Origin of the sequence: Streptomyces sp. NPDC008121, assembly GCF_042957155.1 — a bacterium.
GTDB lineage: Bacteria > Actinomycetota > Actinomycetes > Streptomycetales > Streptomycetaceae > Streptomyces.
In genome coordinates this window covers 730,472-754,115 of record NZ_JBIBHT010000003.1, presented here as the reverse complement: position 1 = coordinate 754,115, position 23,644 = coordinate 730,472, and the positions used below count along the sequence as shown (strand labels likewise).

Below are 23,644 nucleotides of genomic sequence, written 5' to 3'. Positions count from 1 at the left end.
CTAAAGTTGAGTGACGTCCGGGTCGGTGCCCGTGCGGGGCCCGTGAGGGGCGGACGGGGGTGCTGCGGGTGGTGCGGGCGATGCGGGTGGGCGGGCTCAGGGCTGGCCGTAACCGTCCAGGAAGGTGCCGATCCGCGTCACCGCGTCCGCCAGGTCCGTGGCGTTGGGCAGCGTGACGATCCGGAAGTGGTCCGGCTCGTGCCAGTTGAAGCCGGTGCCGTGTACCACCATGATCTTCTCGGTCCGTAGCAGGTCGAGGACCATCTGGCGGTCGTCCTTGATCTTGTAGACGTTCGGGTCCAGACGCGGGAAGAGGTACAGCGCGCCCTTCGGCTTCACACAGGTCACACCGGGGATCTGCGTGAGCAGGTCGTACGCCACGTCCCGCTGCTCCAGCAGTCGCCCGCCGGGCAGGACCAGGTCCTCGATCGACTGGCGGCCCTGGAGCGCCGCCGCCACCGCGTGCTGCGCCGGCATGTTGGCGCACAGCCGCATGTTGGCCAGGATCGTCAGGCCCTCGATGTACGACGTGGCGTGCGCCTTCGGGCCGCAGACCGCGAGCCAGCCGGAGCGGAAACCGGCCACCCGGTAGTTCTTGCTCATGCCGTTGAACGTGAGGACCAGCAGGTCGGGCGCGATCGCGGCGGTCGGCGTGTGGGTCGTGCCGTCGTAGAGGATCTTGTCGTAGATCTCGTCCGAGCAGACGACCAGATTGTGCCGGCGGGCGATCTCGGTGAGGGAGCGGAGCATCTCGTCGTCGTAGACGGCGCCCGTGGGGTTGTTCGGGTTGATGATCACGATCGCCTTGGTGCGGTCGGTGATCTTCCGCTCGATGTCGGCGAGGTCCGGCATCCAGTCCGCCTGCTCGTCGCAGCGGTAGTGCACGGCCGTGCCGCCCGCCAGCGAGACCGAGGCGGTCCACAGCGGATAGTCCGGGGCGGGGACGAGCACCTCGTCGCCGTCGTCGAGCAGGGCCTGCATCGACATCTGGATCAGCTCGGAGACGCCGTTGCCGAGGTAGATGTCCTCGACGGAGAGCGGGATGCCCTTCGTCTCGTAGTGGCTCATCACCGCGCGGCGGGCGGCGAGCAGCCCCTTCGCGTCGCCGTAGCCGTGCGCGTCGGCCAGATTGCGCAGGACGTCCTCGAGGATCGCCGGCGGGCACTCGAAGCCGAAGGCGGCGGGATTGCCGGTGTTCAGCTTGAGGATGCGATGACCGGCGGCCTCCAGCCGCATCGCCTCTTCGAGCACCGGGCCCCGGATTTCGTAACAGACGTTGGCGAGCTTCGTGGACTGGATCACCTGCATGACGCGAGCTTACGGCGGTGCCGAGCCGGGCGCCTCGTGTTTTGGGACACGTCGGGCGGTACGGGGCGGGTCGGGCACGCCCGCGGGCGGGGGCGTACGCCGGTACGGGAGGTGGCGTACGCACGGTACGGGAGGGGGCGGCGAAGCGGGCCGGAGGCGGCCGAACGGGGGACGGCCGGCGGCCGGCCGGGGCGCTCGGCGCGTCAGGCTACATTGACCCGTCATGTGGGTTTCACGTGTGAGCGCCTCCGGATGCCGGTGGCTGGGGGCGGCCGGATCGCTGGCCGTCGCGGTCGGCGGCCTGGCGGCGGGCACCCTGCCGGAGCGCGAGCCGTGGGGCCTCTGGGAGCCCCGGGGCTCTGGGATCACCCTCGCCGCCACCGTCCTCGCGTACGCCGGACTCACCCTGCTCGTCGCCGCCTGGTGGCGGTACGGCCGGCTCCTCGCGGCCGGGGTCCGCGACCGGGTCCTCGTCACCCTCGCCTGGTGGACCACGCCGCTGCTCCTCGCCCCGCCGCTGCACAGCGCGGACGTCTACAGCTACATCGCGCAGGGCGCCATGGTCCTGGAGGGGCACGACGTGTACGGCGCGGGGCCGTCGGTCCTGGGCCCCGGGGACCTCGGGGCGGACGCGGCGGCGAGCGTCGGCGGGCACTGGACCGACACCCCCGCCCCCTACGGCCCCGTCTTCCTGGTCCTCGCCCAGGCCGTCGTGAAGCTCACCGGCGGCGAGATCGTGCCCGCCGTCCTCGGCATGCGGCTGATCGCACTGGGCGCGCTCGCGCTGATCGTATGGGCCGTGCGGGGTCTTGGCGGCGGCCCGGGGGCGCTCTGGCTGGCCGCGCTCAACCCCCTGCTCCTCGTCCATGTCATCGGCGGGATGCACAACGACGGGCTCATGATCGGCCTCATGCTGAGCGGGGTCCTGCTGGCGACCCGTGGGCGGTGGGTGCTCGGCTGCGTCCTCGTCGGGCTCGCCATGATGATCAAGTCCCCGGCCGCCGTGGCGCTGCTCTTCATCGGCGTGATGGTGGCCCGGCGGGACGGGGGCGTACGGGGCGTGGCGCGGGGGCTCGTGCTGCCGGGGCTGGTGGCGGGGGCGGTCGCGGCGGGCGCCACGGTGGTGGCCGGGACCGGGTTCGGCTGGCTGCGCACGCAGAGCGTCGCCGGGACGATCCACACCGCGCTCTCCCTGACGAGCGACATCGGCCTGGGCCTCGGGCTGCTGTTCGGCGACGGCCCCGAGCCGGTCAAGGGTGTGGTGCAGAAGCTGGGCCTGCTGGCGGCGGTGGCGGTCATCCTGGCCCTCGCGTGGCGGGCGTGGAAGGGCCGGATCGACCCGGTGCGGGGGCTGGGACTGGCGCTGGTGGCACTGGTGGCGCTGTCACCGATGGTGCAGCCGTGGTACCTGCTGTGGGGTGTCTGCGCGGTCGCCGCGGTCGCCTGGGACACGCGCGCGGCGCAACTGCTCGCCGTCCTCTCGGCGGCCCTGGCGTACGAGACGGCGCCGACGGGGGCGACGCCGTGGTACGGGTTCGTGGTCGCGGGGCTGGTGCTGGCGGCGGGGCTCGTCTGGGTGCGGAGGGAGCCGTGGGCTCCCGGATCGCGGTCGGGCGCCGTTCCCGTGGCGAGCGGGCACCTGGAGCGGACGCGCCCGTAGGGGCACCGTCCCGTGTGCCCGCCCGCCCAGCGGGACGAGGGCCCACGCCGGGCGGGACGAGTCGCCCGGCGGTCTCAGGAGGGCGGGGTCCGGCGGATTGCGTGGCCCGGGGTGGCCGGGGTGCGTTTGCCGTCTTCGATGACGAACGTGCCGTTCACCAGGACGTGCGGGATGCCCACCGGGAGGGTGCGCGGGTGGGTGTACGTCGAGCCCGCCGCGACCGTCGTCGGGTCGAAGAGGGCCAGGTCGGCGACGTAGCCCTCGCGGACCAGGCCGCGGTCCGGGAGGCGGAGGCGGGCGGCCGGGCGGGAGGTCAGGTGGGCCACGCACTCCTCCAGGGAGAGGACGCCCTCCTCGCGTACGTACTTCCCCAGGTATTCCGGGAACGTGCCGTACGCCCGGGGGTGCGGCTTGAGGCCCTGGAGGATGCCGTCCGACCCGCCGGTGTGGACCCGGTGACGCATGATCGCGCGGACGTTCTCCTCGTGGCCGACGTGCTGGAGGATCGTCGAGCCGAGCCGGTCGTCGATCAGCAGGCGCCGGGCGGTCGTCCAAGGCGCCTCGCCCCGTATCCGCGCGGACTGGGCGACCGTCCGGCCGACGCAGGACGCGAGCCCCGGGTCGCTCACCCCCGAGATCTCGATCGTGTCCCACTCGATCGGCACCCCGTGGCAGCCGTCCGAGCCGATCTCCTCCAGGTGCCGGCGGATCCGTTCCGAGGTCTCCGCGTCCCGCAGGCGCGCCAGGACCGCCTCCGGCCCGCCCTCGCTCGCCCAGCTCGGCAGCATCGCCGCGAGCGTCGTGCAGCCGGGCGTGTACGGGTAGGTGTCGAGGCTGATGTCGGAGCCCCGCTCCAGCGCCTCGTCGAGGAGGGACAGGAGGTCCGGGGCCCGGCCCTTGTTCACGCCGAAGTTCATCGTCGCGTGCGCCAGGTGCAGGGCGCAGCCGGCGTCCCGGGTGAGGGCGATCATCTCCTCGTACGCCTGGAGCGCGCCGGCGCCGTACGAGCGGTGGTGCGGGCAGTAGTAGCCGCCGTACCCCGCCACGACCCGGCACAGTTCCGTGAGTTCAGAGTCGGGCGCGTACATGCCGGGGGTGTACGTCAGACCGGAGGACATGCCGACCGCGCCCTGCTCCATGCCCTCCGCGACGAGCTGCCGCATCCGGTCCATCTCGGCGTCGGTCGCCGGGCGGTCGTCCCAGCCGACCGCGTACATCCGCACCGTGCCCTGCGGGATCAGATACGCCGCGTTCACCGCGATCCCGCGGTCGAGCCGGTCCAGGTACTCGCCGACCGTGCGCCAGTCGAAGTCGACGGACGTGTCCCCGGGCGCGCCGCCGTTCCAGCCGGTGATCGCCGTGCGGACCTTGGCCAGCGTGCGGTCGTCGACCGGCGCGTACGACAGGCCGTCCTGGCCCAGGACTTCGAGGGTCACGCCCTGCGCGGCCTTCGCGGTGTGCTCCGGGTCGCGCAGCAGCGCCAGATCGCTGTGGGCGTGCATGTCGATGAAGCCGGGGGACAGGGCGAGCCCTTCGGCGTCCAGGACGCGCCGGGCGGTGGGGCGCTGACAGCCCGCCGCCGCGGCCTCCTTGACGATGGCGGCGATCCGGCCGCCGTCCACGGCGACGTCGGCGCGGTACGAGTCGCCGCCGGAGCCGTCGATGACGTCCACGTCGCGGATGACGAGGTCCATGGTGACCGGCTCCTCTAGAAGAAGGTGCGGATGTAGTCGACGACCGTGCCGTCCGCCTCGACCAGCGGGATCGACTGCCATTTGTCGAAGGACGTGCACGGGTGGGACAGGCCCATGCCCACCCAGTCCCCGACCTCGATCCCGGCGCCCGGCGCGGTGCGGAGCCAGGTGTGCTGGTCGGACAGGCCGGTGACCGTGATGCCGTCGGCCGGGCGGACCTCGCCGGTGCGGGCGTCGCGGACGACCTGCGCCTCGGGCAGGTCCAGGTCGTGGGCGGCGTCGCGCTTGCCCGCGTTGGCGAACGCCTGCTCGGGCGTCGGGCGGGAGACGACCTGCGCCCAGAGGCGGAACGCGGGCTGGAGCGCGCCCTCCTCGGGGACCCGGTTGAAGGGCGTGAGCTTGCGGTAGTGCCCGTCGTCGTGCGAGACGTACGCGCCGGAGCGGAGCAGTTTCAGGACGGGCAGCGAGAGTTCGGGGATCCCGGCGAAGACGTCGGCGACCGTGTCGAACCAGGCGCTGCCGCCCGCGCTGATCACGATCTGCTCGACGTCGGGCGGGAAACGGCCGGCCTTGTCGAAGTCGGCGGCCAGGGAGACGAGCCGGTGCAGCCACTCCCGTACCCGCTCGGTGGTGGCACCGGGGACCTCGCCCTCGTAGCCCGCCACGCCGACCAGGCGCAGGGTGGTGGTCGCGGCGACGGCGTCGGCGACGGCCGTGCAGTCGGCCTCCGTACGGGCTCCGGTGCGCGCCCCGTCGCCCGCGCCCAGCTCCACGACGACGTCGACGGGGCGGTGGGCGGCCGCCTCGGTGAGGGCCGCGTCCATCAGCTCGACCCCGCGGACGGAGTCGACGTAGCAGATGAACCGGAAGCCGGGGTCGGCGTCGAGTTCGGCGGCGAGCCAGCGCAGGGCGGCCGGGTCGACGACCTCGTTGGCGAGGAAGATCCGGGCGATGCCGTGGGCGCGGTAGACGCGCGCCTGGTGCGGGACGGCGGCCGTGATGCCCCAGGCGCCGTGCTCCAGCTGGCGGTCGAAGAGCTGCGGGGCCATGGAGGTCTTGCCGTGCGGGGCGAAGGCGAGGCCGTGCCGCTCGGCGTAGGTCTCCAGGAGGCGGAGGTTGTGTGCGACGGACTCGGCGGAGAGCGCGAGGACGGGGGTGGTGAAGCCGCCGGTGAAGAGGTTGCGGCGCTGGGCGGCCAGCTCGCCGACGGTCAGGCCCTCGGCGTCGGGCGGCAGGGCCTTGAAGCGGTGGTCGACGCGCTCGTCCGCCAGCCGCTGGGTGGGTGTGGGCTGCTGCATGGGGCCTCCTCAAGGGCGTTGCATTATGTGCAACGGTCATTGCGCATATCGCTTAGTGGTGTCTAACATCCGGGCCAATGCCGGGTCAATGGACCCATGAGGCCGACGACCGACGAGGAGCCCGTACGTGACCGTGACCGTAGACCCGCCCGGGGACGCGCCACCCGTGGATGTCGTCTGCCTCGGCGAGTCCATGGTCACCTTCCTGCCCTCCCGGCCGGGCCGCCTCGCCGACGTCCCCTCCTTCGCCCGCGCCATCGGAGGCGCCGAGTCCAACGTGGCCTGCGCGCTGGCCGCCGCGGGGCACCGCGCGAAGTGGGTCAGCCGGGTGGGGGCGGACGGCTTCGGCGACCACCTGGTGGCGGCCGTCGGGGCGTACGGCGTCGACGTGTCGGCGGTCGGACGGGACACCGCGCGGCCGACCGGGATCTACTTCCGTACCGCCACCGACCGGGCGACCGCCGCGCACGAGGTCGCCTACTACCGCGCCGGATCGGCGGCCTCGGCGATGTCCCCGGCGACGGTGCCGTACGCCTCCGTCGCGGACGGGCGGGTCCTCCACCTGTCCGGTATCACCGCCGCCCTCTCCGACGACTGCCTGGCCCTGGCACGGGAGCTCACCGCCCCGCGGGCCGGCCGGCCGGCCGTCTCCTTCGACGTGAACTTCCGCCCCGGACTGTGGCGCGACCCCGCCGCGGGCGGCCGGATCCTGCTGGACCTCGCGCGGGGCGCGGACCTCGTCTTCGTCGGTGAGGACGAGGCGGAGGAGGCCTGGGGGGTCCACGGTCCCCACGCGGTGCGGGCGATCCTCCCCGAGCCGGCGGTCCTCGTGGTCAAGCGGGGCGGCGCGGGTGCGGTCGTCTTCGAGCACGGGCCGGCGGAGGCCGGGGACGTGTCCCAGCACGCGCCGGCGGCGCCCGGGGACGTGTTCCAGCACGCGCCGGCGGCGCCCGGGGGCCGGGGCGCCCGCACGGGGCCGGACCGCAGCCCCGGGCCGGCGGCCGCTGCCGCTCCCGCGCCCCCCGTCGACGTCGTCACCTCCGTCCCCGCCCCCCGCGTCGACGTCGTCGCCGCCGTCGGCGCCGGGGACGCCTTCGCCGCCGGATTCCTCTCCGCCACCCTCCGCGGCCTCGACGTGACGGCACGGATCCGGCACGGCCACCTCATGGCCGCCGCCGCCCTCACCGTCCCCGGCGACCTCGGGACGCCCGCGACGCCCGCGCACGCCGACCGGCTGGCCGGACTCGACGACGGCGCCTGGGAGAGACTTCACCTCGGCCCCGGCTGGACGGGGGAGGACCAGGAGGTACGTACGCCATGAGCCAGACCGTCGACCGCGCGCTGAGCATCCTGCCGCTGCTCGCGCAGGGCCCCGCCGACCTCGGGCAGGTCGCCGAACGCCTCGGCGTCCACAAGTCCACCGCCCTGCGCCTGCTGCGTACCCTCCACGAGCACGGGCTCGTCTACCGCCAGCAGGACCAGCGCTACCGCCTCGGCGCCCGCCTCTTCGCCCTTGCGCAGGAGGCCGTCGAGAACCTCGACATCCGCGAGATCGCCCACCCCCACCTCACCGCGCTCAACGAACGCATCGGACACACCGTCCACCTCGCGGTGTACGAGGAGAGCGAAGTCCTCTACATCGACAAGGTCGAGAGCCGCTACCCCGTCCGGATGTACTCCCGGATCGGCAAGCCCGTCGCGATCACCGTCGCCGCCGTCGCCAAGCTGCTGCTCGCCGACCTCCCCGAGCCCGAGCGGCGCGCCGTCGCCGCCAAGCTCGACTACCCCCTGTACACGCCCCGTTCGACCCCGAACGCCGCCGCCTTCCTCAAGGAGCTGGCGACCGTACGCGAACAGGGCTGGGCCACCGACCTCGGTGGCCACGAGGAGTCCATCAACTGCATCGGCGCGCCCATCCGCGGCGCGGACGGCCGCGTCGTCGCCGCCATGTCGGTCTCGGCCCCCAACGTGGTCGTCACGGCCGAGGAACTCCTCACCCTGCTCCCCCTGGTGCGCCGCACCGCCGACACCATCAGCCGGGAGTACTCAGGCAACCCCGCCAAGGACTGAAGGACAGCGCATGACCGAGAAGACCGCCCTCACCCCCGCCACCCACACCGCCCCGCCGGCGAAGTTCTCCCACGGCGTCAGGAAGGGCAACATCCTCCAGGTCGCCGGCCAGGTCGGCTTCCTCCCCGCCGTCGAGGGACAGGCCCCCACCCCGGCCGGGCCCACCCTGCGCGAGCAGACCCTCCAGACCTTCGCCAACGTCAAGGCGATCCTGGAGGAGGGCGGCGCGAGCTGGGACGACGTGATGATGATGCGCGTCTACCTCACCGACGTGGACCACTTCGCCGAGATGAACGAGATCTACAACCAGTACTTCGAGGAGCAGGGCCTGAAGGCCCCCGCCTCCGCCCGTACGACGGTCTACGTCGGTCTCCCCCCGGGCCTCCTCATCGAGATCGACGCCCTCGCGGTCCTCGGCTGACCGGGACGGCCCTCCCTGAACACCCGCTCCACGGCACGGCGTCCGTCACCGGAACGCCGTGCCGCGCTCCCCCCTACCCGAAAACGAGGCCCCCCGCCCCATGACCCCCACCGCTCCACCACCCCACACCGGCGGCCTGCTGCTCCTGATACCGGGCACCGCGGGACTGCTCACCGTCGCCGCCCTCGGCATCGCCCTGCTCCTCCTGCTGATCATCAAGGTCCGGCTGCAGCCCTTCGTCGCCCTGCTCGCCGTCTCGATCACCGTCGGCCTCGCCGCCGGCCTCTCTGTCACCGAACTCTTCGGCACGGTCCAGAAGTCGGCCGCCACCTCCGTCATCGAGAACGGCATGGGCGGCATCCTCGGCCACGTCGCCATCATCATCGGCCTGGGCACCATGCTCGGCGCGATACTCGAGGTCTCCGGCGGCGCCGAGGTGCTCAGCTCACGCCTCCTCGGCCTCTTCGGAGAGAAGCGCGCGCCCCTCGCCATGGGCCTCACCGGCCTCATCTTCGGCATCCCCGTCTTCTTCGACGTCGGCATCTTCGTCCTCGCGCCGATCGTCTACGCGGCCGCCAAGCGGTCCGGCAGGTCGATCCTGCTCTACTGCATGCCGCTGCTCGCCGGCCTGTCGATGACCCACGCCTTCCTGCCGCCGCACCCCGGGCCCGTCGCCGCCGCCGGTCTGCTGCACGTCTCCCTCGGCTGGGTCCTCCTGATGGGCGTCCTCGTCGGCATCCCCGCCGTCCTCGCCGCCTGGGGGTACGCCGCCTGGATCGGCAAGCGCCTGTTCGTCGAGGTCCCCCAGGACATGGTGGAGGCCGCCGAGGAGGCCAGGGCGAAGGTCGAGGCCGAGCGCACCGGAGTCGCCGAGGCCCCGGTCCCGCTCTCCACCGTCCTCCTCATCATCGGCACCCCGCTCGTCCTGATCCTCGCCGCGACCTTCTCCTCCATCGGGCTCGACCCCTCGACCCTCCGGTCCGTGATCGAGTTCTTCGGCAACCCGTTCGTCGCCCTGACGATCGCGCTGCTCCTCGCGTACTACCTCCTCGGCATCCGCCGCGGCTGGTCGCGCACCTCGCTCGAGCAGGTCTCCACCTCGTCGCTGAAGCCGGTCGGCAACATCCTGCTCGTGGTCGGCGCCGGCGGGGTCTTCGGCGCCGTCCTCAAGTCGAGCGGCGTGGCCCAGGCGCTCTCCGACACCTTCCACGACGTCGGACTGCCGGTCATCGTCCTCGCCTACCTGATCTCGCTCGTCCTGCGGGTCGCGCAGGGCTCGGCGACCGTCGCGATCGTCACGACGGCCGGGATCGTGCTGCCCCTGGTCGAGGGCGGCGGCCACTCGCAGGCCTTCCTCGCCCTGGTCATCATGGCGATCTCGGCCGGCTCGATCTTCGCCTCGCACGTCAACGACGGCGGATTCTGGATCGTCTCCAAGTACTTCGGCATCTCGGAGCGGGACACCCTCAAGTCCTGGACGGTCCTGGAGTCGGTGCTCTCGTTGGCCGGCTTCGCGGTCGCGGCGGCCCTGAGCCTGGTGGTGTAGGGGGTTCCCCGGGGAGCCGCCTCCCCGGGGAACCACCCGTTCTAGGTGAGGACCACCAGCCGCTGGGTCGCCCGGGTCATGGCCACATAGCGGTCGACCGCTCCCGCCACCCCCGTCCCGAACGCCTCCGGGTCCACGAGGACCACCAGGTCGAACTCCAGGCCCTTCGCCAGCGACGGGGTCAGGGACCGGACCCGCGGCGAGGCCGGCCGGAAGGCGGGATCGCCGATGACACAGGCGGTCCCGTCGGCGTGCTCGGCCAGCCACGCCGCCAGGATCCCGTCCCGCTCCGCGACCCGCCCGTGGTGGACGGGCACGCCGCTGCTGCGGATGGACGCCGGCACGTTCGCGTCCGGCAGCGCGGCGCGGATGACCGGCTCGGCCTCCGCCATGACCTCTTCCGGCGTCCGGTAGTTGACGGTCAGCGAGGCCATCTCGATCCGGTCGAGACCCACCCGCTCCAGCCGCTCCCGCCACGACTCGGTGAAACCGTCCCGCGCCTGGGCACGGTCACCGACGACGGTGAAGCTCCGCGAGGGGCAGCGCAGCAGCAGCATCTGCCACTCCGCGTCCGTCAGCTCCTGCGCCTCGTCCACCACGATGTGCGCGAACGGCCCGGCGAGCGGCTCCGGGTTCGCGGCCGGCGCCGCGGACTCGTCGACCAGGGTGTCCCGCAGGTCCTGCCCGCGGAGCATCGTCACCGCCCCCTCCCCGTCGTCGTCGGCCGCGAGCACGTTGTCGATGACCCCCGCCATGCGCTCCCGCTCGGCGGCCAGGGACGCCTCCCGGCGCCGCTTGCGCCGGGACGCCTCCGGATCGCCGAGCCGCTGCCGCGCCGCGTCCAGGAGCGGCAGGTCGGACACCGTCCAGGCCTGCGCGTCCGCCCGCCGCAGCGCGCGGACCTCGTCCGGCGAAAGCCACGGGGCGCACATCCGCAGGTACGCCGGCACGGACCACAGGTCCCCGACCAGGTCGGCCGCTTCGAGGAGCGGCCAGGCGCGGGAGAGGGCCCCGGTCAGCTCCTCGTCGTGCAGCAGCGCCCGGCGGAACAGGTCCGAGGGCACCTCGGCGTCGAGCCGGTCCCGCAGGATCGCGACCAGTTCCTCCCAGATCAGCTCCCGCGCCTCGTTGTGCGGGACGCCCGCCTCCGCCGCCCGGAACGCCTCGGCCCAGTCCGCGGCGCTCAGCCGGAGATCGGCCCAGGGGGTGGTGACCGTCATCCCCTCCTCGGGAGGCGACTCGTAGAAGCGGACGGCCTTCTCGATCGCCCCCACCATCCGCGCGGACGACTTCAGCCGGGCCACCTCCGGATCGGCCTCGGGCACCGCCGTGGCGCCCTCGGTGACGAGGTCCCGCACCGTGCAGGTCCGCACGCCCTCCTCGCCGAGGCTGGGGAGGACATCGGCGACGTACGCCAGATAGGGCTGGTGCGGGCCGACGAACAGCACGCCCCCGCGACGCTGACCGAGGTGCGGGTCGGAGTAGAGGAGGTACGCCGAGCGGTGCAGGGCGACGACGGTCTTGCCCGTACCCGGGCCGCCGTCGACGACGAGGGCGCCGCGGGACCCCGCCCGGATCACGGCGTCCTGGTCGGACTGGATGGTGGCGAGCACGTCGCGCATCCGGGCCGAGCGGTTGCTCCCCAGACTGGCGATGAACGCGGACTGGTCGTCCAGGGCGGCGTGGTGGTCGAGACCGTCGGCGGTGAACACCTCGTCCCAGTAGTCGCTCACCCGCCCGCCGGTCCAGCGGTAGCGGCGGCGGCTCGCCAGCCCCATCGGCCGGGCGTGGGTCGCCGCGAAGAACGGCTCCGCGGCGGGGGAGCGCCAGTCGATCAGCAGCCGCCGCCCGGTGCTGTCGGTGAGACCGAGCCGCCCGATGTAGACGGGCTCGGAGCCGTCCGCGCCGACGACCCGGCCGAGGCACAGGTCGAGGCCGAAGCGCCGCAGGGCGCGCAGCCGGCCGGTCAGCCGGTGCACCTCCAGGTCACGCTCCAACGCCTCCCGGCCGACGCCCCCGGGCGCCCGGCGGGCGGCGTCCAGACGGTCCGACAGCTCGGCGATCGACTGCTCCAGGCTCTCCGCGACGGCCGCGAAGTGCCGCTCGTCGTCGGCGATGAGCGCGGGATCGGCCTTGGACGCGAGACGGTCGGGAAGGTCGAAAGCTGACAGAGAAACGCGCACTTCGTGAATCACCCAATTCTGCAGGCTCCGGGACAGGTGAGTGATTCTGCGGTACGACGGGGGCCTTGCCGCAAGCCCCCCTGTGCGCTATAAGTTGAGAGTGGCGAGGAGTACGGACTCTTCCGTACCCCCTCCCGCCGGCCTCAGGATCGAAGGCGCCCCGCCTCTCCGCACGGCCTCTCCCTTGGGTCTCCGGCCCTCAGCCGCCGCAGCCGCCCCCGCACCCTCCGCCGCAGCCGCTCCCGCCGGACGGCCTCTCGTTGGCCTTCCTGATCGCCCGGCGCAGCCCCTTGTCCCGTATCCCGCCGGTGCCGAACAGCGCCACGCCGATCCCGTCCGGGTCGACGTGCCCGTGATCGTCACCGCAGGCGGGAGCCTCGGCCCAGGCGGACCCGGCGAGGTGACGGTGCGTCTCCCGCAGCCGCCGCAGGGCCGCGCGGCCCGCGGAGGTCAGCCTGCCCTCGGGGGTGAACCGCCCGAACGGCGACAGGCAGAAGCCCGCGATCAGCAGGGCCACCGCGAGCAGCGAGGCGGGGTTCCACCAGGCCGCGGTCCCCTCCCCGGCCGAGGCGTACACCCCCCACCCCACGAACGCCGACACGGCGCAGACCGCCATGTGCAGGAACCAGACCGACCGCCAGGTGCGCAGCGGACCGAGCGGGCGGAGCAGCCCGTCGTCGACGAGAGCCTCGTCCAGCGCCCGCACGGCCGCCGAGGCGACCAGTCGCTCGTGCAGCCGGCTCGACGCCACGTCGCCCTTGGCCGACTTCTTCTCCGCCGAGAACGTCGCGCGCACCTGCCGGCGCAGCGGATCCGCGTCGTACGCCCGGCCCTCGCCCCACCGGGTCCTCCTCCCGGACAGCACGAGGACGCCGGCGGTGTGCATCGCGAAGAGCACCGTGTCCGCGACCCGCGCCGGACCGCCCGCGAGCAGCGCGATCCGCGCCGGGTCGACCGGGTCAGGGCCCTCCGCCGGTGCCACGGGCGCACGCTCCGCGGCCCGTCGGGTCCGCACCAGCATCCACGCCGACGCCCCGCCCGCCAGGGCGGGCAGGAGCACCGTCAGACCGCTGTCGTACACAGCACGTTCCTTCCTCCGTCGACCGCGTACGTCCAGTAGACGCTCCGGTCGCCGGTGCTTCGGGAGCAGTAGCCGGCCGGGTAGGACGACTGCGCCGTGTGGTAGCCGGTGATCTGCAGGACCGTGTTGTAGCCGTTCGGCACCGTGTCCGCGTCGCAGTTCCACAGGTTCATCGGGCGGGACGCCGTGATGGTGGTGCCGCTGCGCTTGGCGACGAAGCACTGGCCCTTGCGGTACTGCCGCTCCACGCACAGCGTCGTGGAGAAGGCGGAGCGCGAGCCCGCGTGGTACCAGTAGCTGCGCCCGGTGCCCGTCGGGCAGTCCGCGAAGTCGATGCCCTCGGTCGCCGCGGTGACCCGCAGGAAGGCGTTGGCGGCCGCACAGCCCACCGTCTGCGGGACGGAGGTCGACCAGGAGGCGTAGCCGTCGTCGAAGGCGGTGAGGCAGTCGCCGGTGTCGACGGCCCGGAAGGCGCGGTCCTCGGCGTCCGGGGTGGGCGTCGGGGTCGTGCGGGAGCCGTAGGTGGCGGTGGGCGTCGGGGTCGTGCGGGAGCCGTAGGTGGCGGTGGAGCCCGTCGACGGCGACGAGCCGCTACCGGTCGAACCCGTGTCGTCGTCGGCGTTCGCCTGGTAGACGAAGAACGCGATGACGGCGAGCAGGACGAGCCAGAACCAGCCGTCTCCGCCCCCGCCGCTCTTCGGGGCGGGTGCGGGTGCGGGTGTGGGTGGGGCGGGTGGGGTCGTACGGGCGGGCGGTGTACGGGTCGGCGGTGTCGCCCCCGCACGGGGACCGCTCGGACGGTTCGGGCGGTCGGGACGGCTCGCGGGCGCCGGCCGCGGGTTCCGGGCGGCCCGCTTGAGGGCCTCCTCCTGGGCCGCCAGGGCCGCCGCCATGGACTCCCGCGCGGCCCGCGCCTGTTCGGCCCGTTCCCGTTCGGCTCGTTCCCGTTCGGCCCGTTCCCGCTCGGCCTGTTCCGCCCGATCCCGCTCGGCTCGTTCCCGTTCGGCCCGTTCCCGTTCCGCCCGTTCCCGTTCGGCTCGTTCCGCTCGCTCCCGCTCGGCCTGCGCCTGTCGGGCCCGGGCCTTTTCCGCCCGTTCCCGTTCCGCCCGGGCCTGCGCCTCGCGGCGGGCCCGTTCCTCCGGGAGGACCCGGGTCGGGCCGGGCGGCGGGACCGCGCTGGTCTGCTGCTCCGCGGCCGGCGCCAGGGAGCCCCCCGAGCCGGCCGTCTGGAAGACGCGCGCCTGACGCTCGTACGCGCCGATCAGCTCCGTCCACCGCGGCGGCAGCCACCGGTTCCCGGCGGGGGAGCCGGGGGCGTTCGGCAGGCCCGCGATCGCGGAGGTGAACTGGTCCAGGACCTCGGCCGGGGCCGGCCGGGCGCCCGGGTCCACCGCCAGGCACGGCCGGATCAGCGGGGCCAGCTCCTTGGGCAGCCCGCCCAGGTCGAGATCGCCGCGCTGCACCCGGGCCAGCAGCCGCAGCGTGTCCCCGTCCTCCGGGTACGGCGGCCGGCCGACGGAGAGGTGGAAGAGGGTGGCGCCGAGGGAGTAGACGTCGGCGGCGGCCGTGGACACCTCGCCGCGCGCCTGCTCGGGCGAGGTGAACGCGATGGTCCCCAGGGTGAGCTGGGTCCGCGTGAGGTCGCTGGCGTGCGAGATGCCGAAGTCGATGAGCCGCGGCCCGGCCGCCGGCAGCAGGATGTTCTGCGGCTTCACGTCGCGGTGGACGATCCCCATCCGGTGGAGGGTGACCAGCGCCTCCGCCGTCCCGGCGGCCACCCAGCGGACGGCCGAGGCCTGCAGCACGCCCTTGGCGCGGACCAGCTCGGAGAGCGAGGGGGCGGCGATGTACTCGATCGCCATCCAGGGCCGGTCGGCGGTGGCGTCCGCGTCGAGGACCCGGGCGGTGTGGACGCTGGTGACCCGCCGGGCGACCGCCACCTCGCGCGCGAAGCGGCGCCGGTCGGTCTCGCCGACGACTCCCTCGGCGAGCAGGGTCTTCACGGCGACGAGCCGTCCGCCCCGGCCGCGCCCGAGATAGACCCGGCCCATGCCGCCCGTACCGAGCCTGCCCAGCAGCCGGTACTGCCCGAGCCGCGGCGGATCGTCCCCGCGCAGCTCCTCCAGGCGCGCCCCCGTCATGCCGTACCTCCCCCTGGTACCCGTACCGCTCCACAGTGGCACGACAGGGGCGGGGCGGCCATGGAAATCCCCGTCCCGGACGGATCCGGGACGGGGAGTTCACGGAATCGATATCGACGGGTGCCTGTCGGCCCGTCAGCCGGTGCAGTACTGCTGGGCCTTGCCGATCGAGCGGTACATGCAGTCGGAGTTCTCCAGGAGCTGCAGGACTGCGTCCCGGTTGCGGCTCGTCTCGCGCTCGATCACCTCGTCGGGCGGGTAGAAACCGCCGTTCCAGGAGGAGGCCGGGTACATCTCGAAGGTGTACCCGAAGATCTTCTGCGACCCCCACAGATAGTCGTCGATCGACCCGTCCGTGATGTAGAGGTCGCTCGACTGCTCCGCGGTGTAGCCGTTGCTGGCGGCCATCTTCTGTCCGACGGCGGCGAAGGCGTTCCGGTCGTCCTGGGTCATCCCCGGGGCGGTGTCGGCGTTGGTCCAGCCGAACGGCCAGAGCACCAGCTCGCTGTACGTGTGGAAGTCGATGCCGGCCTTGATCTGCTGCTTCCCGCCCACCACGCGGGAGCGGACGAAGTCGGCGACGACCTTCACCTCGGGGGCCGACTCGGGGGCGGTGCCCCGGTAGGTCTCGGAGCTCTTGGAGCCCGATGAGCCGCCACAGCAGCCCCACTTGTAGTCCCAGTTGCGGTTCAGGTCGGTGCCGACGTAGCTGGAGCCGCTGTTGGGCTGCCGGTTCTTGCGCCAGCTGCGGTAGGAGCCGGAGGCGATGTCGTACTCGCCGCCGTCCGGGTTGAGGTCCGGCACGATCCAGATCTCGCGGCCGTTGACCGCGTTGGTGATCCGGGAGTCCGTGCCGTAGCCGGCGCCGAGCTCGCGCAGGAGGTAGAGCGCCATCTCGACGGTCAGGTGCTCGCGGGCGTGCTGGTGGTGGGTGAAGAGGACCTCGGGTTCGGCCTCGTCCGTGCCCACGTTGTCGCTGATCTTGACGGCGATGATGTCCCGGCCCTGGTACGTCTTGCCGATGACCCGCTTGTTCATGATGCCCGGGTACTGGGCCAGGCGCTGGTCGATCTCCGCGTTCATCTCGGCGTAGTTGTGGTACTTCGAGTCGGCGGAGGGGAAGTCCAGCGGCCGGACGCCGAGCCCCTCGATGGACCGGTCGGGCGGTCCGGGCAGGGGCGTCACCCGGTAGCCGAGGGCCTTGACCTTCCTCAGCTGCTCGGCGGTGGCGCTGACCACGACCGAGCGGGCGTCGACCTCGTCCACCGAGACTCCGGTGGCGGCGAGGGCGGTCCTGGCGACGGGGGTGGCGGGTCCGGTGACCTCGTACTGACGGATCACTTCCTCGGTGGCGGCGGTCGGCGCCGGGCCGGCCCCGGCGGGGGTCGCGCTGACGGAGAGCGGCGCCGCCACGGCGAACGCCAGCAGGGCCGCGAGTGTGGCGGACCTTCCTCCGCGGATGCGAAGTCGCATGCTGTCTCCTGGGTGGGGAGTGTGGGGGTGTGCGACAGAACTCGGTGCGGGTGTCCGGGCCACATCGTGAAGCCCTGGCATGCACAGGTCAAGGTGTCGGGTTCGGCCATACTGTCCCGCGTGGGGACGCTGATCGGTACGTACGAGGTCGAGCACAAGCTAGGCGAAGGCGGCATGGGCACCGTGTATTTGGCGCGCTCGCGCGGCGGACGCGCGGTCGCCGTCAAGGTCGCCCGGCCGGAACTCGCCGCGGATCCGGGCTTCCGGGCCCGCTTCCGCGCCGAGGTCGCCGCCGCCCGGAGGGTCGGCGGCTTCCACACCGCGCAGGTGGTGGACGCCGACCCGGACGCGGAAGCGCCCTGGCTGGCCACGGCGTACATCCCCGGGCCGACCCTCGCCGGGCTCGTCGCCGCCGAGGGCCCGCTGCCCGAAGCGCGGCTGCGCGCGCTCGGGGCCGCGCTCGCCGAGGCGCTGGAGGCCATCCACGGCTGCGGGCTCGTCCACCGCGACCTCAAGCCCGGCAACATCGTGATGGCCTCGGACGGGCCCCGGGTCCTCGACTTCGGGATCGCCCGCGCCGTCGAGTCGACCCGGCTCACCGCCACCGGGACGGCCTTCGGGACGCCGGGGTACCTCGCCCCCGAGCAGGCCCTCGGCGAGGAGGTGACCGGCGCCGCCGACGTCTTCGCGCTGGGCGCGGTCCTGGTGGCGGCGGCCGGCGGCCGGGCCTTCGGCGACGGGACCCCGATGGGCCTGATGTACCGCTCCGTCCACGAGCCCGCCGACCTCTCCGCGGTCCCGGCCGCGCTGCGGGGGCTGGTGGCGGCATGCCTGGCCAAGGACCCGGCCGCCCGGCCGGCACCGGGCGGGATCCTCGACGTCCTCACCGCCCCGGCGGCGCCCGCCCCGGGCCCCGCCCCGACGCCGACGGTGGTCGCGGCGCCGCACGTGCCCGCCGACGTGCGGGACGCGGTCCCTCCGCACGCGCTGCCCACCCAGGACGTGGGGGAGGCGCGGCGCGGGCCGGGCGTACGGGTCGGGCCACCGGCCGCCGCCCCTGCGCCGGCCCCCGTACGGGACCGCGCGCCCGGTTCCGTAGCGCCGCCGGAGCAGCCCGCCGGGCCTCCGCCGCCTCCGGTAGCGCCGCCGGCCGCCGCCTCGCCCTCCTCCCCGGCACCGATGCCGCCAATGCCGTCGGCCCCGCCGTCCGGGCCCGCGCTCATCGCCGCCGACGGCGAGTGCGGGATCATCGCCGACGCCGACGGGATCGCCTTCGAGCTGTTCGGCGAGCAGGCGGAGTTCGGCTGGGACGAGATCGGAGCCGTCGCCCAGGAGACCCCGTGGCGCGGACGGCAGTTCCGCGTCGTCGTCACGCTCCGGGACGGCAGCACGTACGAGTGCGAGGTGAACGGCCGCGCCGCCCGCGTACGGGAGTGGGCCGCCCAGCTCGACCTCGTCCTCGACCGCCATCTGGAGGGGTGAACGCGCGCAGCGCCGCCGGGGAAACGGCGGCGCTGCGGGGGAGGTTCCTAAGACGTGCCTTGCCGGCGGGCGTTACGGCAGGTTGTGGACGTGCGGGCCGACCGCGTTCGACCAGGCGTTCCCGGCCGTCGCGTCCCAGTTGGTCGACCAGGTCATCGCGCCGCGAAGGCTCGGCCAGGTCTGCGACGGCTTGAACGTGCCGCAGCCGGTGCCGCGGGTCAGGCAGTCCAGCGCGTTGCGCACGACGGACGGGTCGACGTAGCCGCTGCCGGCGCCCCGGGTCGAGGCGGGCACCCCGAGGCCGACCTGGGAGGCGTCCAGACCGCCCTGGAGCTGGATGCAGGCGAGCGCGGTGAGGAAGTCCACCGAGCCCTGGCTGTACACCTTGCCGTCGCAGCCGAGCATGGAACCGCTGTTGTAGTACTGCATGTTGACCACCGTGAGGATGTCCTTCACGGCGAGCGCTGTCTTGAAGTACTCGGTCCCGGTGTTCTGCATGTCGATGGTCTGCGGGGCCATCGTCAGGACCATCGACGAACCGGCCTTGGCGGACAGCTGGCGCAGCGCCTTGGTGAGGTACGTGGAGTTGATGCCGTGCTCGAGGTCGATGTCGACGCCGTTGAAGCCGTACTCCTGCATCAGGGCGTACGCGCTGTTCGCGAAGGCGGTCGCGGAGGCGTCACTGTTGATCGTGACGTTGCCCTTCTCGCCGCCGACCGAGATGATCACGGACTTGCCGGCCGCCTTCTTGGCCGCGATGTCGGCCTTGAAGTCGGCGACCGAGGCGTAGCCCACGGCCGGGTCGAGGTTGAAGACGATCTGACCGGGCGTGGCCGTGGAGTCGGCGAAGGAGACGGCGATGATGTCGTACTGCGACTGCACGTCCCGCAGCTTCTGGACCGTGGCGCCGTTGTCGAAGTTCTGCCAGTAGCCGGTCAGCGCGTGCTTGGGCACGGCCGGCCCGGGGCCGGGGTCGGTGGTCTTGCTCGTCCTCGCGGTCACGGCGGCCGACTTCGCGGACTCGCCGGCGGCGTTCGTCGCGGAGACCTGGAACTGGTACGAGGTGTCGGCGGCGAGCCCGGTGACGGTGGCCGACGTCCCGCTCACGGACTGCACCTTGGTGGTGCCGCGGTAGACGTTGTAGCCGGTCGCGCCGGAGACCGCGTTCCAGTTCAGGGCGACGGAGGACGTGGTGACCGCACCGGCGGCGAGGCCCGCGGGGGTGGCCGGGACGACGGGGTCGGGGTCGGTGCCGCCGCCTCCGTCGGGGCCGAAGACGCTGACGTCGTCGACCTGGTAGGCGGCCGTGCCGTACCAGCCGTGGGTGTAGATCTGCACGGAGGTGGTGCTCGCGCCGGTGGTGAAGGTGGTCGTCAGCTGCTTCCAGGACGGGCTGTCGGGCGTCCAGGTGGAGACGTCGGTCGTTCCGGTGCCGGCCGCGCCGAGGTAGGCGTAGCCGCCCCGCACCCAGGCGCTCAGCGTGTAGCGCGCGTTGGGCTTCACGGTCACGGTCTGGGTGCACTTGGCGTTGTCGAGGCCGGCGGGGGTGGCCTGAAGGGCCCCGGCTCCGGTGCGTACCGGCGAGGAGACGGCCGCGCCGCTGCCCGCGGAACAGGACCAGTTGGCGAGACCGGACTCGAAGCCCGCGTTCTTGGCGACGTTGACGTCGGCGGCCTGGGCGGTGCCGGCGCCGCCGACGAGGACGAGTCCGGAGCCGACGGCGAGCGCGAGCGCTCCGCCGAGTGCTCTGCGACGGTACGAGCGTGTGGTGGTGCGGTCCACTGGCTGCCTCCGGAGGGGGAGTGGGAGGTGGAGGTACGGAACGGTGGCCACCGCTGAGGGAACAAGTTGGTCCAGACCAATTCGGTTGTCAAGACCTGTGGCGCGACGGGGTGTTGGGCGGGGGGTGGAGGAACCGGGCGGCGGGGGCGGTTCCGGGTGCCCGGCGGGGCGCTCGGAGGCGGGCCCACGGCCGGGCCCAGCGGGGGCCCAGGTGCGGACCCAGGGGCGGCCCAGGGCCGGGCCTGCGCCGGGCCCACCGGGGGCCCAGCGCCGGACCCGGAAAAACCCCTGCCGCTTGGCGGATTGTGTGTTCACCAGCCCGCGAGACGTGGATAAAGTGCAGTGGCATCCGCGAGTGCAGTGACGCGGTGACCGCAGTGAGTGACGTGGACGGGGGAGCTCGACGTGCCGACAGCGATCGCGGTCACCAGCGCCGACCTGGTGCTGCCGCCCACCGACCCCCGCACCCCCGCCGCCGTCGTCCTGCCCGCGCCCGAGACCCAGCCGCTCGCCTCCGCCGTCGCCGAACTCCAGCTCCTCCTCGACCGGTACGGCTACGTCATCGTGCTCTGCCCCTCCTCCGTGCCCACCGCCACCGAGCGACGTCTGCACGCGATCCGGGCACTGCTGGAGAGCGACCGCATCGCCCTCGTCAAGACCGACCTGCCGCCCCTCGGCACCGCCGTCCTCGCCCGCCAGCTGCGGCAGCTCTCCGTCTGCGACTTCAGCCCCGGCGTCATCGCCTCGGCCGCCCGGCTCCTCGCCCACTACATCTACGCCGGGGCCGTCCTCGGCTCCGTCGCCAAGCTCGACCGGGTGCCCGTCAGCCTGAAGTCCCACGTCAAGGGCTGGCTCCCGGGCGCCCAGTTCGCCGTCCTCGCCGGGCCCGTACCCCAGCTCGACAGGATCGGCCCGGGCGTCCCGCCGCCCCCCGGACCGGAGTTCGTCACCGAACTCGTCCTCGCCCGGGGGCAGCTCCAGAGCGACTGGCCGACCGGCACCCTCGTACCGAAATGGCAGGTCAGGGGCGTGCAGGAGGCCCCGCTGCCCGCCGAGTCGCCACGATGGTGGGGCACCGGCAGGATCGTCGAGTTCGCCGCCTATCTGCCCGACCTGCCGGTCCTGCACCAACTCGTCTCCTCCGTCCGGCGCGAGACCTGTCACTGGTGCGCGATGGAACTCATCGGGGACCGCTGCGGCTTCTGCTCCGCCCCGCTGCCGACCGTCCGCCATCAGGCCCCGGCGGGTCGGCCGGAGGAGGCCGCCGCCGGAAACCGGGCGCCGGCCGCCGGGCGTCACACCCCGGCATCCGGCCGCCACGCCTCCACGGCCCGCATCCCGTAACGCCACCCGGAACCCCATCCGTGTCCCGCCCGACGCCCGCGCCCCCGCACCGCCCGATGGTTTCGTCCCGCCCGCTGGTCCCGCACCGCCCGATGGTCCCGCCCTCCGGTCCCTGTCCGCCGAGTCCCATGTCACCGATCGAGGTTGTACGGCAATGAACTCCCGCCAGCGCCGTGGCGTCATCATCCTGCTGCTGTCCGTCCTGTGTGCCCTGGGAGCGTTCGCCGGCGTCCTCTCCGTGATGAGCGACGTGAACTCCAAGGTCGGCCCCGAAGTGACGGCGTACCGCGTCAAGGGCGACGTGGCGCCGTACACCCCGCTCGGCGCCCGCCACTTCGAGAAGATCACCATGCCGAAGCGATGGCTTTCGGCCAATGCCGTCACCGATCTCTCGCGCATCGACGGGAAGATCGCCGTGACCGGCCTCAAGGCCGGTTCGCTGCTCCAGAGCGACATGATCGTCGAGCGTCCCGCGCTCCAGCCGGGCCAGCAGGAGATCGCCATCATGATCGACGCCGCCACCGGAGTGGCCGGCAAGATCACCCCCGGTGCCACGGTCAACATCTACGCCACCTTCGCCGGCGAACGCGGCGGACAGCCCGCCCAGTCCAAGGTCATCGTCAGCAACGCCCGCGTCATCGACGTCGGCGAACTCACCCCGATCGACGCCAAGCGCGACGACCGCGCCGACCGTGCCACCGAGGCCGTGCCGATCACCTTCGCCCTGAGCACCCTCGACACCCAGCGCGTCGCCTACGCCGAGTCCTTCGCCGAACACGTACGACTCGCCCTCGTGGCGCCCGGCGGCGAACCCCCCGTCAAGCCCGGCGACCGCACCTACACGCTCGACAAGGACAAGTGAGGCCGGTATGACCACCAGGATCCTGCCGGCCGTCGGCGACCCGGACGCGGCCCGGGCCGTCGTCACCCTGCTCAGCCAGCTCCCCGACGCCGAGCCGGCCGCGCCCGTGGCCGACTCCACCCACCTCGTCGACACCCTCGCCCGGCTCGCCGCCGCATCCCTCGACGAACTCCCCGAAGTCGTCCTGGTCCACGAACGCATCGGCCCCGTCCCCGCCCTGGAGCTCGTCCGCGAGGTCGCCCTCCGCTTCCCCGCCGTCGGCGTCGTCCTCATCACCGCCGACGCGAGCCCCGTCCTCTTCTCCGCCGCCATGGACTCCGGCGCCCGCGGCCTCGTCACCCTCCCCCTCGGATACGAGGAACTGGCCAGCCGCGTTCACGCCGCCGCCCAGTGGTCCGCCGGCGTCCGCCGCCACCTCGGCGCGGGACCCGACGTGCTGACCGGCCCCGGCGGCACGGTCGTCACCGTCAGCGGGGCCAAGGGCGGGGTCGGCACCACCGTCACGGCCGTCCAGCTCGCCCTCGCCTCCCAGGCCTCCGGCCGCAGCGTCGCCCTCGTCGACCTGGACCTCCAGGGCGGCGACATCGGCTCCTACCTCGACGTGCAGTTCCGCCGCTCCCTCGCCGACCTCGCGGCGGTCGACGACATCTCCCCCCGCGTCCTCCAGGACGCCGTCTACACCCACGAGACGGGCATCGCCCTGCTCCTCGCCCCCGGCGAGGGAGAACGCGGCGAGGAGGTCGCCGACCGCTCCGCCCGCCAGATCATCGGTGCGCTCCGCTCCCGCTACGACGTCGTGGTCATCGACTGCGGCACCTATCTGACCGGCGCCGGCGCGGTCGCCGTCGAGATGGCCGACGCCGCCGTCCTCGTCACCACCCCGGACGTGGTCGCCGTCCGGGCGGCGAAGCGGATCGTACGGATGTGGGACCGGCTCCAGATCCGCAAGGCGGAGGAGAGCGTCTGCCTGGTCAACCGCTACACCCGCGCCACCGAGATCCAGCCGGCCCTCATCCAGAAGATCACCGGCACCCGGATGGCCGGCGTCGTCGTCCCCGCCCACTTCAAGGAGCTCCAGGGCGTCGTCGACGCGGGCCGCCTCCACGAACTGGACGCCCGCTCGACGGTCAAGCAGGCGCTGTGGTCCCTGGCGGGCGAGCTGGGCCTGGTCGCCCCGGCCGACCAGAGCGGCGGTACGGGGCCGGGGAAGCAGCTCGCACGGGTGGCGCGCGGATCCGACCGGTCGGGCGACCGGGGGCCGACGGGCCTGCGGCGCGGACGCGGCAAGGGGCGCTGAGC

At 73.3% G+C, this 23,644-nt stretch carries 17 protein-coding genes; 9 read left to right on the top strand and 8 right to left on the bottom strand.

Features of this window, described 5'->3' with window-relative positions:
• Nucleotides 1–96: 96 nt before the first annotated feature.
• A complete protein-coding gene (locus ACFZBD_RS13425) occupies nucleotides 97–1,308 on the bottom strand; it encodes an aminotransferase class I/II-fold pyridoxal phosphate-dependent enzyme (RefSeq protein ID WP_391139483.1) in 1,212 nt (403 codons plus the stop codon).
• A 223-nt stretch (nucleotides 1,309–1,531) separates the two neighbouring features.
• On the opposite strand from ACFZBD_RS13425, the gene mptB reads away from it, so the two are divergent.
• Entirely contained in the window at nucleotides 1,532–2,968 is a 1,437-nt protein-coding gene (gene mptB, locus ACFZBD_RS13420) for a polyprenol phosphomannose-dependent alpha 1,6 mannosyltransferase MptB (protein WP_391139482.1), read from the top strand.
• 74 nt (nucleotides 2,969–3,042) lie between these two features.
• Here the strand turns inward: mptB and ACFZBD_RS13415 are convergent, their stop codons facing one another.
• Complete coding sequence (locus tag ACFZBD_RS13415; protein ID WP_391139481.1) at nucleotides 3,043–4,662, bottom strand: amidohydrolase family protein; 1,620 nt, start codon at nucleotides 4,660–4,662, stop codon at nucleotides 3,043–3,045.
• A 14-nt stretch (nucleotides 4,663–4,676) separates the two neighbouring features.
• Entirely contained in the window at nucleotides 4,677–5,960 is a 1,284-nt protein-coding gene (locus ACFZBD_RS13410) for an alanine racemase (protein ID WP_391139480.1), read from the bottom strand.
• 193 nt (nucleotides 5,961–6,153) lie between these two features.
• On the opposite strand from ACFZBD_RS13410, the gene ACFZBD_RS13405 reads away from it, so the two are divergent.
• The 4 genes from ACFZBD_RS13405 to ACFZBD_RS13390 all read left to right on the top strand — a co-directional run bounded on the left by ACFZBD_RS13405 (nucleotide 6,154) and on the right by ACFZBD_RS13390 (nucleotide 9,997).
• The gene (locus ACFZBD_RS13405) at nucleotides 6,154–7,281 is read left to right on the top strand and encodes a PfkB family carbohydrate kinase (protein ID WP_391139683.1); all 1,128 of its coding nucleotides are present in this window, start codon (nucleotides 6,154–6,156) and stop codon (nucleotides 7,279–7,281) included.
• The gene (locus tag ACFZBD_RS13400) at nucleotides 7,278–8,030 is read left to right on the top strand and encodes an IclR family transcriptional regulator C-terminal domain-containing protein (protein WP_391139479.1); all 753 of its coding nucleotides are present in this window, start codon (nucleotides 7,278–7,280) and stop codon (nucleotides 8,028–8,030) included. Before ACFZBD_RS13405 ends, ACFZBD_RS13400 begins: the two co-directional genes overlap by 4 nt.
• A 10-nt stretch (nucleotides 8,031–8,040) precedes the next feature.
• Nucleotides 8,041–8,451, top strand: coding sequence for a Rid family hydrolase (locus ACFZBD_RS13395; RefSeq protein ID WP_391139478.1), 411 nt, complete (start codon nucleotides 8,041–8,043; stop codon nucleotides 8,449–8,451).
• 100 nt (nucleotides 8,452–8,551) lie between these two features.
• Complete coding sequence (locus ACFZBD_RS13390) at nucleotides 8,552–9,997, top strand: gluconate:H+ symporter (protein ID WP_391139477.1); 1,446 nt, start codon at nucleotides 8,552–8,554, stop codon at nucleotides 9,995–9,997.
• 41 nt (nucleotides 9,998–10,038) lie between these two features.
• Here ACFZBD_RS13390 and helR read toward each other — a convergent pair whose 3' ends face one another.
• From helR to ACFZBD_RS13370, 4 genes are all read right to left on the bottom strand, one after another.
• Nucleotides 10,039–12,180, bottom strand: a complete 2,142-nt coding sequence (helR, locus tag ACFZBD_RS13385; RefSeq protein WP_391139476.1) for an RNA polymerase recycling motor ATPase HelR — start codon at nucleotides 12,178–12,180, stop codon at nucleotides 10,039–10,041.
• 199 nt (nucleotides 12,181–12,379) lie between these two features.
• Nucleotides 12,380–13,261, bottom strand: coding sequence for a TIGR04222 domain-containing membrane protein (locus ACFZBD_RS13380; RefSeq protein ID WP_391139475.1), 882 nt, complete (start codon nucleotides 13,259–13,261; stop codon nucleotides 12,380–12,382).
• Nucleotides 13,243–15,402, bottom strand: coding sequence for a protein kinase (locus tag ACFZBD_RS13375; protein WP_391139474.1), 2,160 nt, complete (start codon nucleotides 15,400–15,402; stop codon nucleotides 13,243–13,245). The genes ACFZBD_RS13380 and ACFZBD_RS13375 overlap by 19 nt, the downstream gene beginning before the upstream one ends.
• A 135-nt stretch (nucleotides 15,403–15,537) precedes the next feature.
• A complete protein-coding gene (locus ACFZBD_RS13370; RefSeq protein WP_391139473.1) occupies nucleotides 15,538–16,875 on the bottom strand; it encodes a M14 family zinc carboxypeptidase in 1,338 nt (445 codons plus the stop codon).
• A 174-nt stretch (nucleotides 16,876–17,049) separates the two neighbouring features.
• On the opposite strand from ACFZBD_RS13370, the gene ACFZBD_RS13365 reads away from it, so the two are divergent.
• Nucleotides 17,050–18,357 (top strand): protein kinase, encoded by a 1,308-nt coding sequence (locus ACFZBD_RS13365; RefSeq protein WP_391139681.1) that lies wholly within the window; start codon nucleotides 17,050–17,052, stop codon nucleotides 18,355–18,357.
• Nucleotides 18,358–18,429: 72 nt separating this feature from the next.
• Here the strand turns inward: ACFZBD_RS13365 and ACFZBD_RS13360 are convergent, their stop codons facing one another.
• Nucleotides 18,430–20,139, bottom strand: a complete 1,710-nt coding sequence (locus ACFZBD_RS13360; RefSeq protein WP_391139472.1) for a carbohydrate binding domain-containing protein — start codon at nucleotides 20,137–20,139, stop codon at nucleotides 18,430–18,432.
• A gap of 405 nt (nucleotides 20,140–20,544) precedes the next feature.
• Here ACFZBD_RS13360 and ACFZBD_RS13355 point away from each other — a divergent pair, with 405 nt between their 5' ends.
• From ACFZBD_RS13355 to ACFZBD_RS13345, 3 genes are all read left to right on the top strand, one after another.
• A complete protein-coding gene (locus ACFZBD_RS13355; RefSeq protein WP_391139471.1) occupies nucleotides 20,545–21,483 on the top strand; it encodes a hypothetical protein in 939 nt (312 codons plus the stop codon).
• Nucleotides 21,484–21,637: 154 nt separating this feature from the next.
• Nucleotides 21,638–22,345 (top strand): Flp pilus assembly protein CpaB, encoded by a 708-nt coding sequence (gene cpaB, locus ACFZBD_RS13350; RefSeq protein ID WP_391139470.1) that lies wholly within the window; start codon nucleotides 21,638–21,640, stop codon nucleotides 22,343–22,345.
• Between the two features lie 7 nt (nucleotides 22,346–22,352).
• Nucleotides 22,353–23,642, top strand: a complete 1,290-nt coding sequence (locus tag ACFZBD_RS13345) for an AAA family ATPase (RefSeq protein ID WP_391139469.1) — start codon at nucleotides 22,353–22,355, stop codon at nucleotides 23,640–23,642.
• Nucleotides 23,643–23,644: the final 2 nt, after the last annotated feature.

What these genes read in the sequence shown, in the direction of transcription:
- ACFZBD_RS13345 (WP_391139469.1), top strand. Translation starts at nt 22,353, where the DNA reads ATGACCACCAGGATCCTGCCGGCCGTCGGCGACCCGGACGCGGCCCGG.
- ACFZBD_RS13400 (WP_391139479.1), top strand. Translation starts at nt 7,278, where the DNA reads ATGAGCCAGACCGTCGACCGCGCGCTGAGCATCCTGCCGCTGCTCGCG.
- ACFZBD_RS13410 (WP_391139480.1), bottom strand. Translation starts at nt 5,960, where the DNA reads ATGCAGCAGCCCACACCCACCCAGCGGCTGGCGGACGAGCGCGTCGAC.
- ACFZBD_RS13370 (WP_391139473.1), bottom strand. Translation starts at nt 16,875, where the DNA reads ATGCGACTTCGCATCCGCGGAGGAAGGTCCGCCACACTCGCGGCCCTG.
- ACFZBD_RS13405 (WP_391139683.1), top strand. Translation starts at nt 6,154, where the DNA reads ATGGTCACCTTCCTGCCCTCCCGGCCGGGCCGCCTCGCCGACGTCCCC.
- ACFZBD_RS13365 (WP_391139681.1), top strand. Translation starts at nt 17,050, where the DNA reads ATGGGCACCGTGTATTTGGCGCGCTCGCGCGGCGGACGCGCGGTCGCC.
- ACFZBD_RS13395 (WP_391139478.1), top strand. Translation starts at nt 8,041, where the DNA reads ATGACCGAGAAGACCGCCCTCACCCCCGCCACCCACACCGCCCCGCCG.
- ACFZBD_RS13375 (WP_391139474.1), bottom strand. Translation starts at nt 15,402, where the DNA reads ATGACGGGGGCGCGCCTGGAGGAGCTGCGCGGGGACGATCCGCCGCGG.
- ACFZBD_RS13390 (WP_391139477.1), top strand. Translation starts at nt 8,552, where the DNA reads ATGACCCCCACCGCTCCACCACCCCACACCGGCGGCCTGCTGCTCCTG.
- mptB (WP_391139482.1), top strand. Translation starts at nt 1,532, where the DNA reads ATGTGGGTTTCACGTGTGAGCGCCTCCGGATGCCGGTGGCTGGGGGCG.
- ACFZBD_RS13425 (WP_391139483.1), bottom strand. Translation starts at nt 1,308, where the DNA reads ATGCAGGTGATCCAGTCCACGAAGCTCGCCAACGTCTGTTACGAAATC.
- cpaB (WP_391139470.1), top strand. Translation starts at nt 21,638, where the DNA reads ATGAACTCCCGCCAGCGCCGTGGCGTCATCATCCTGCTGCTGTCCGTC.
- ACFZBD_RS13415 (WP_391139481.1), bottom strand. Translation starts at nt 4,662, where the DNA reads ATGGACCTCGTCATCCGCGACGTGGACGTCATCGACGGCTCCGGCGGC.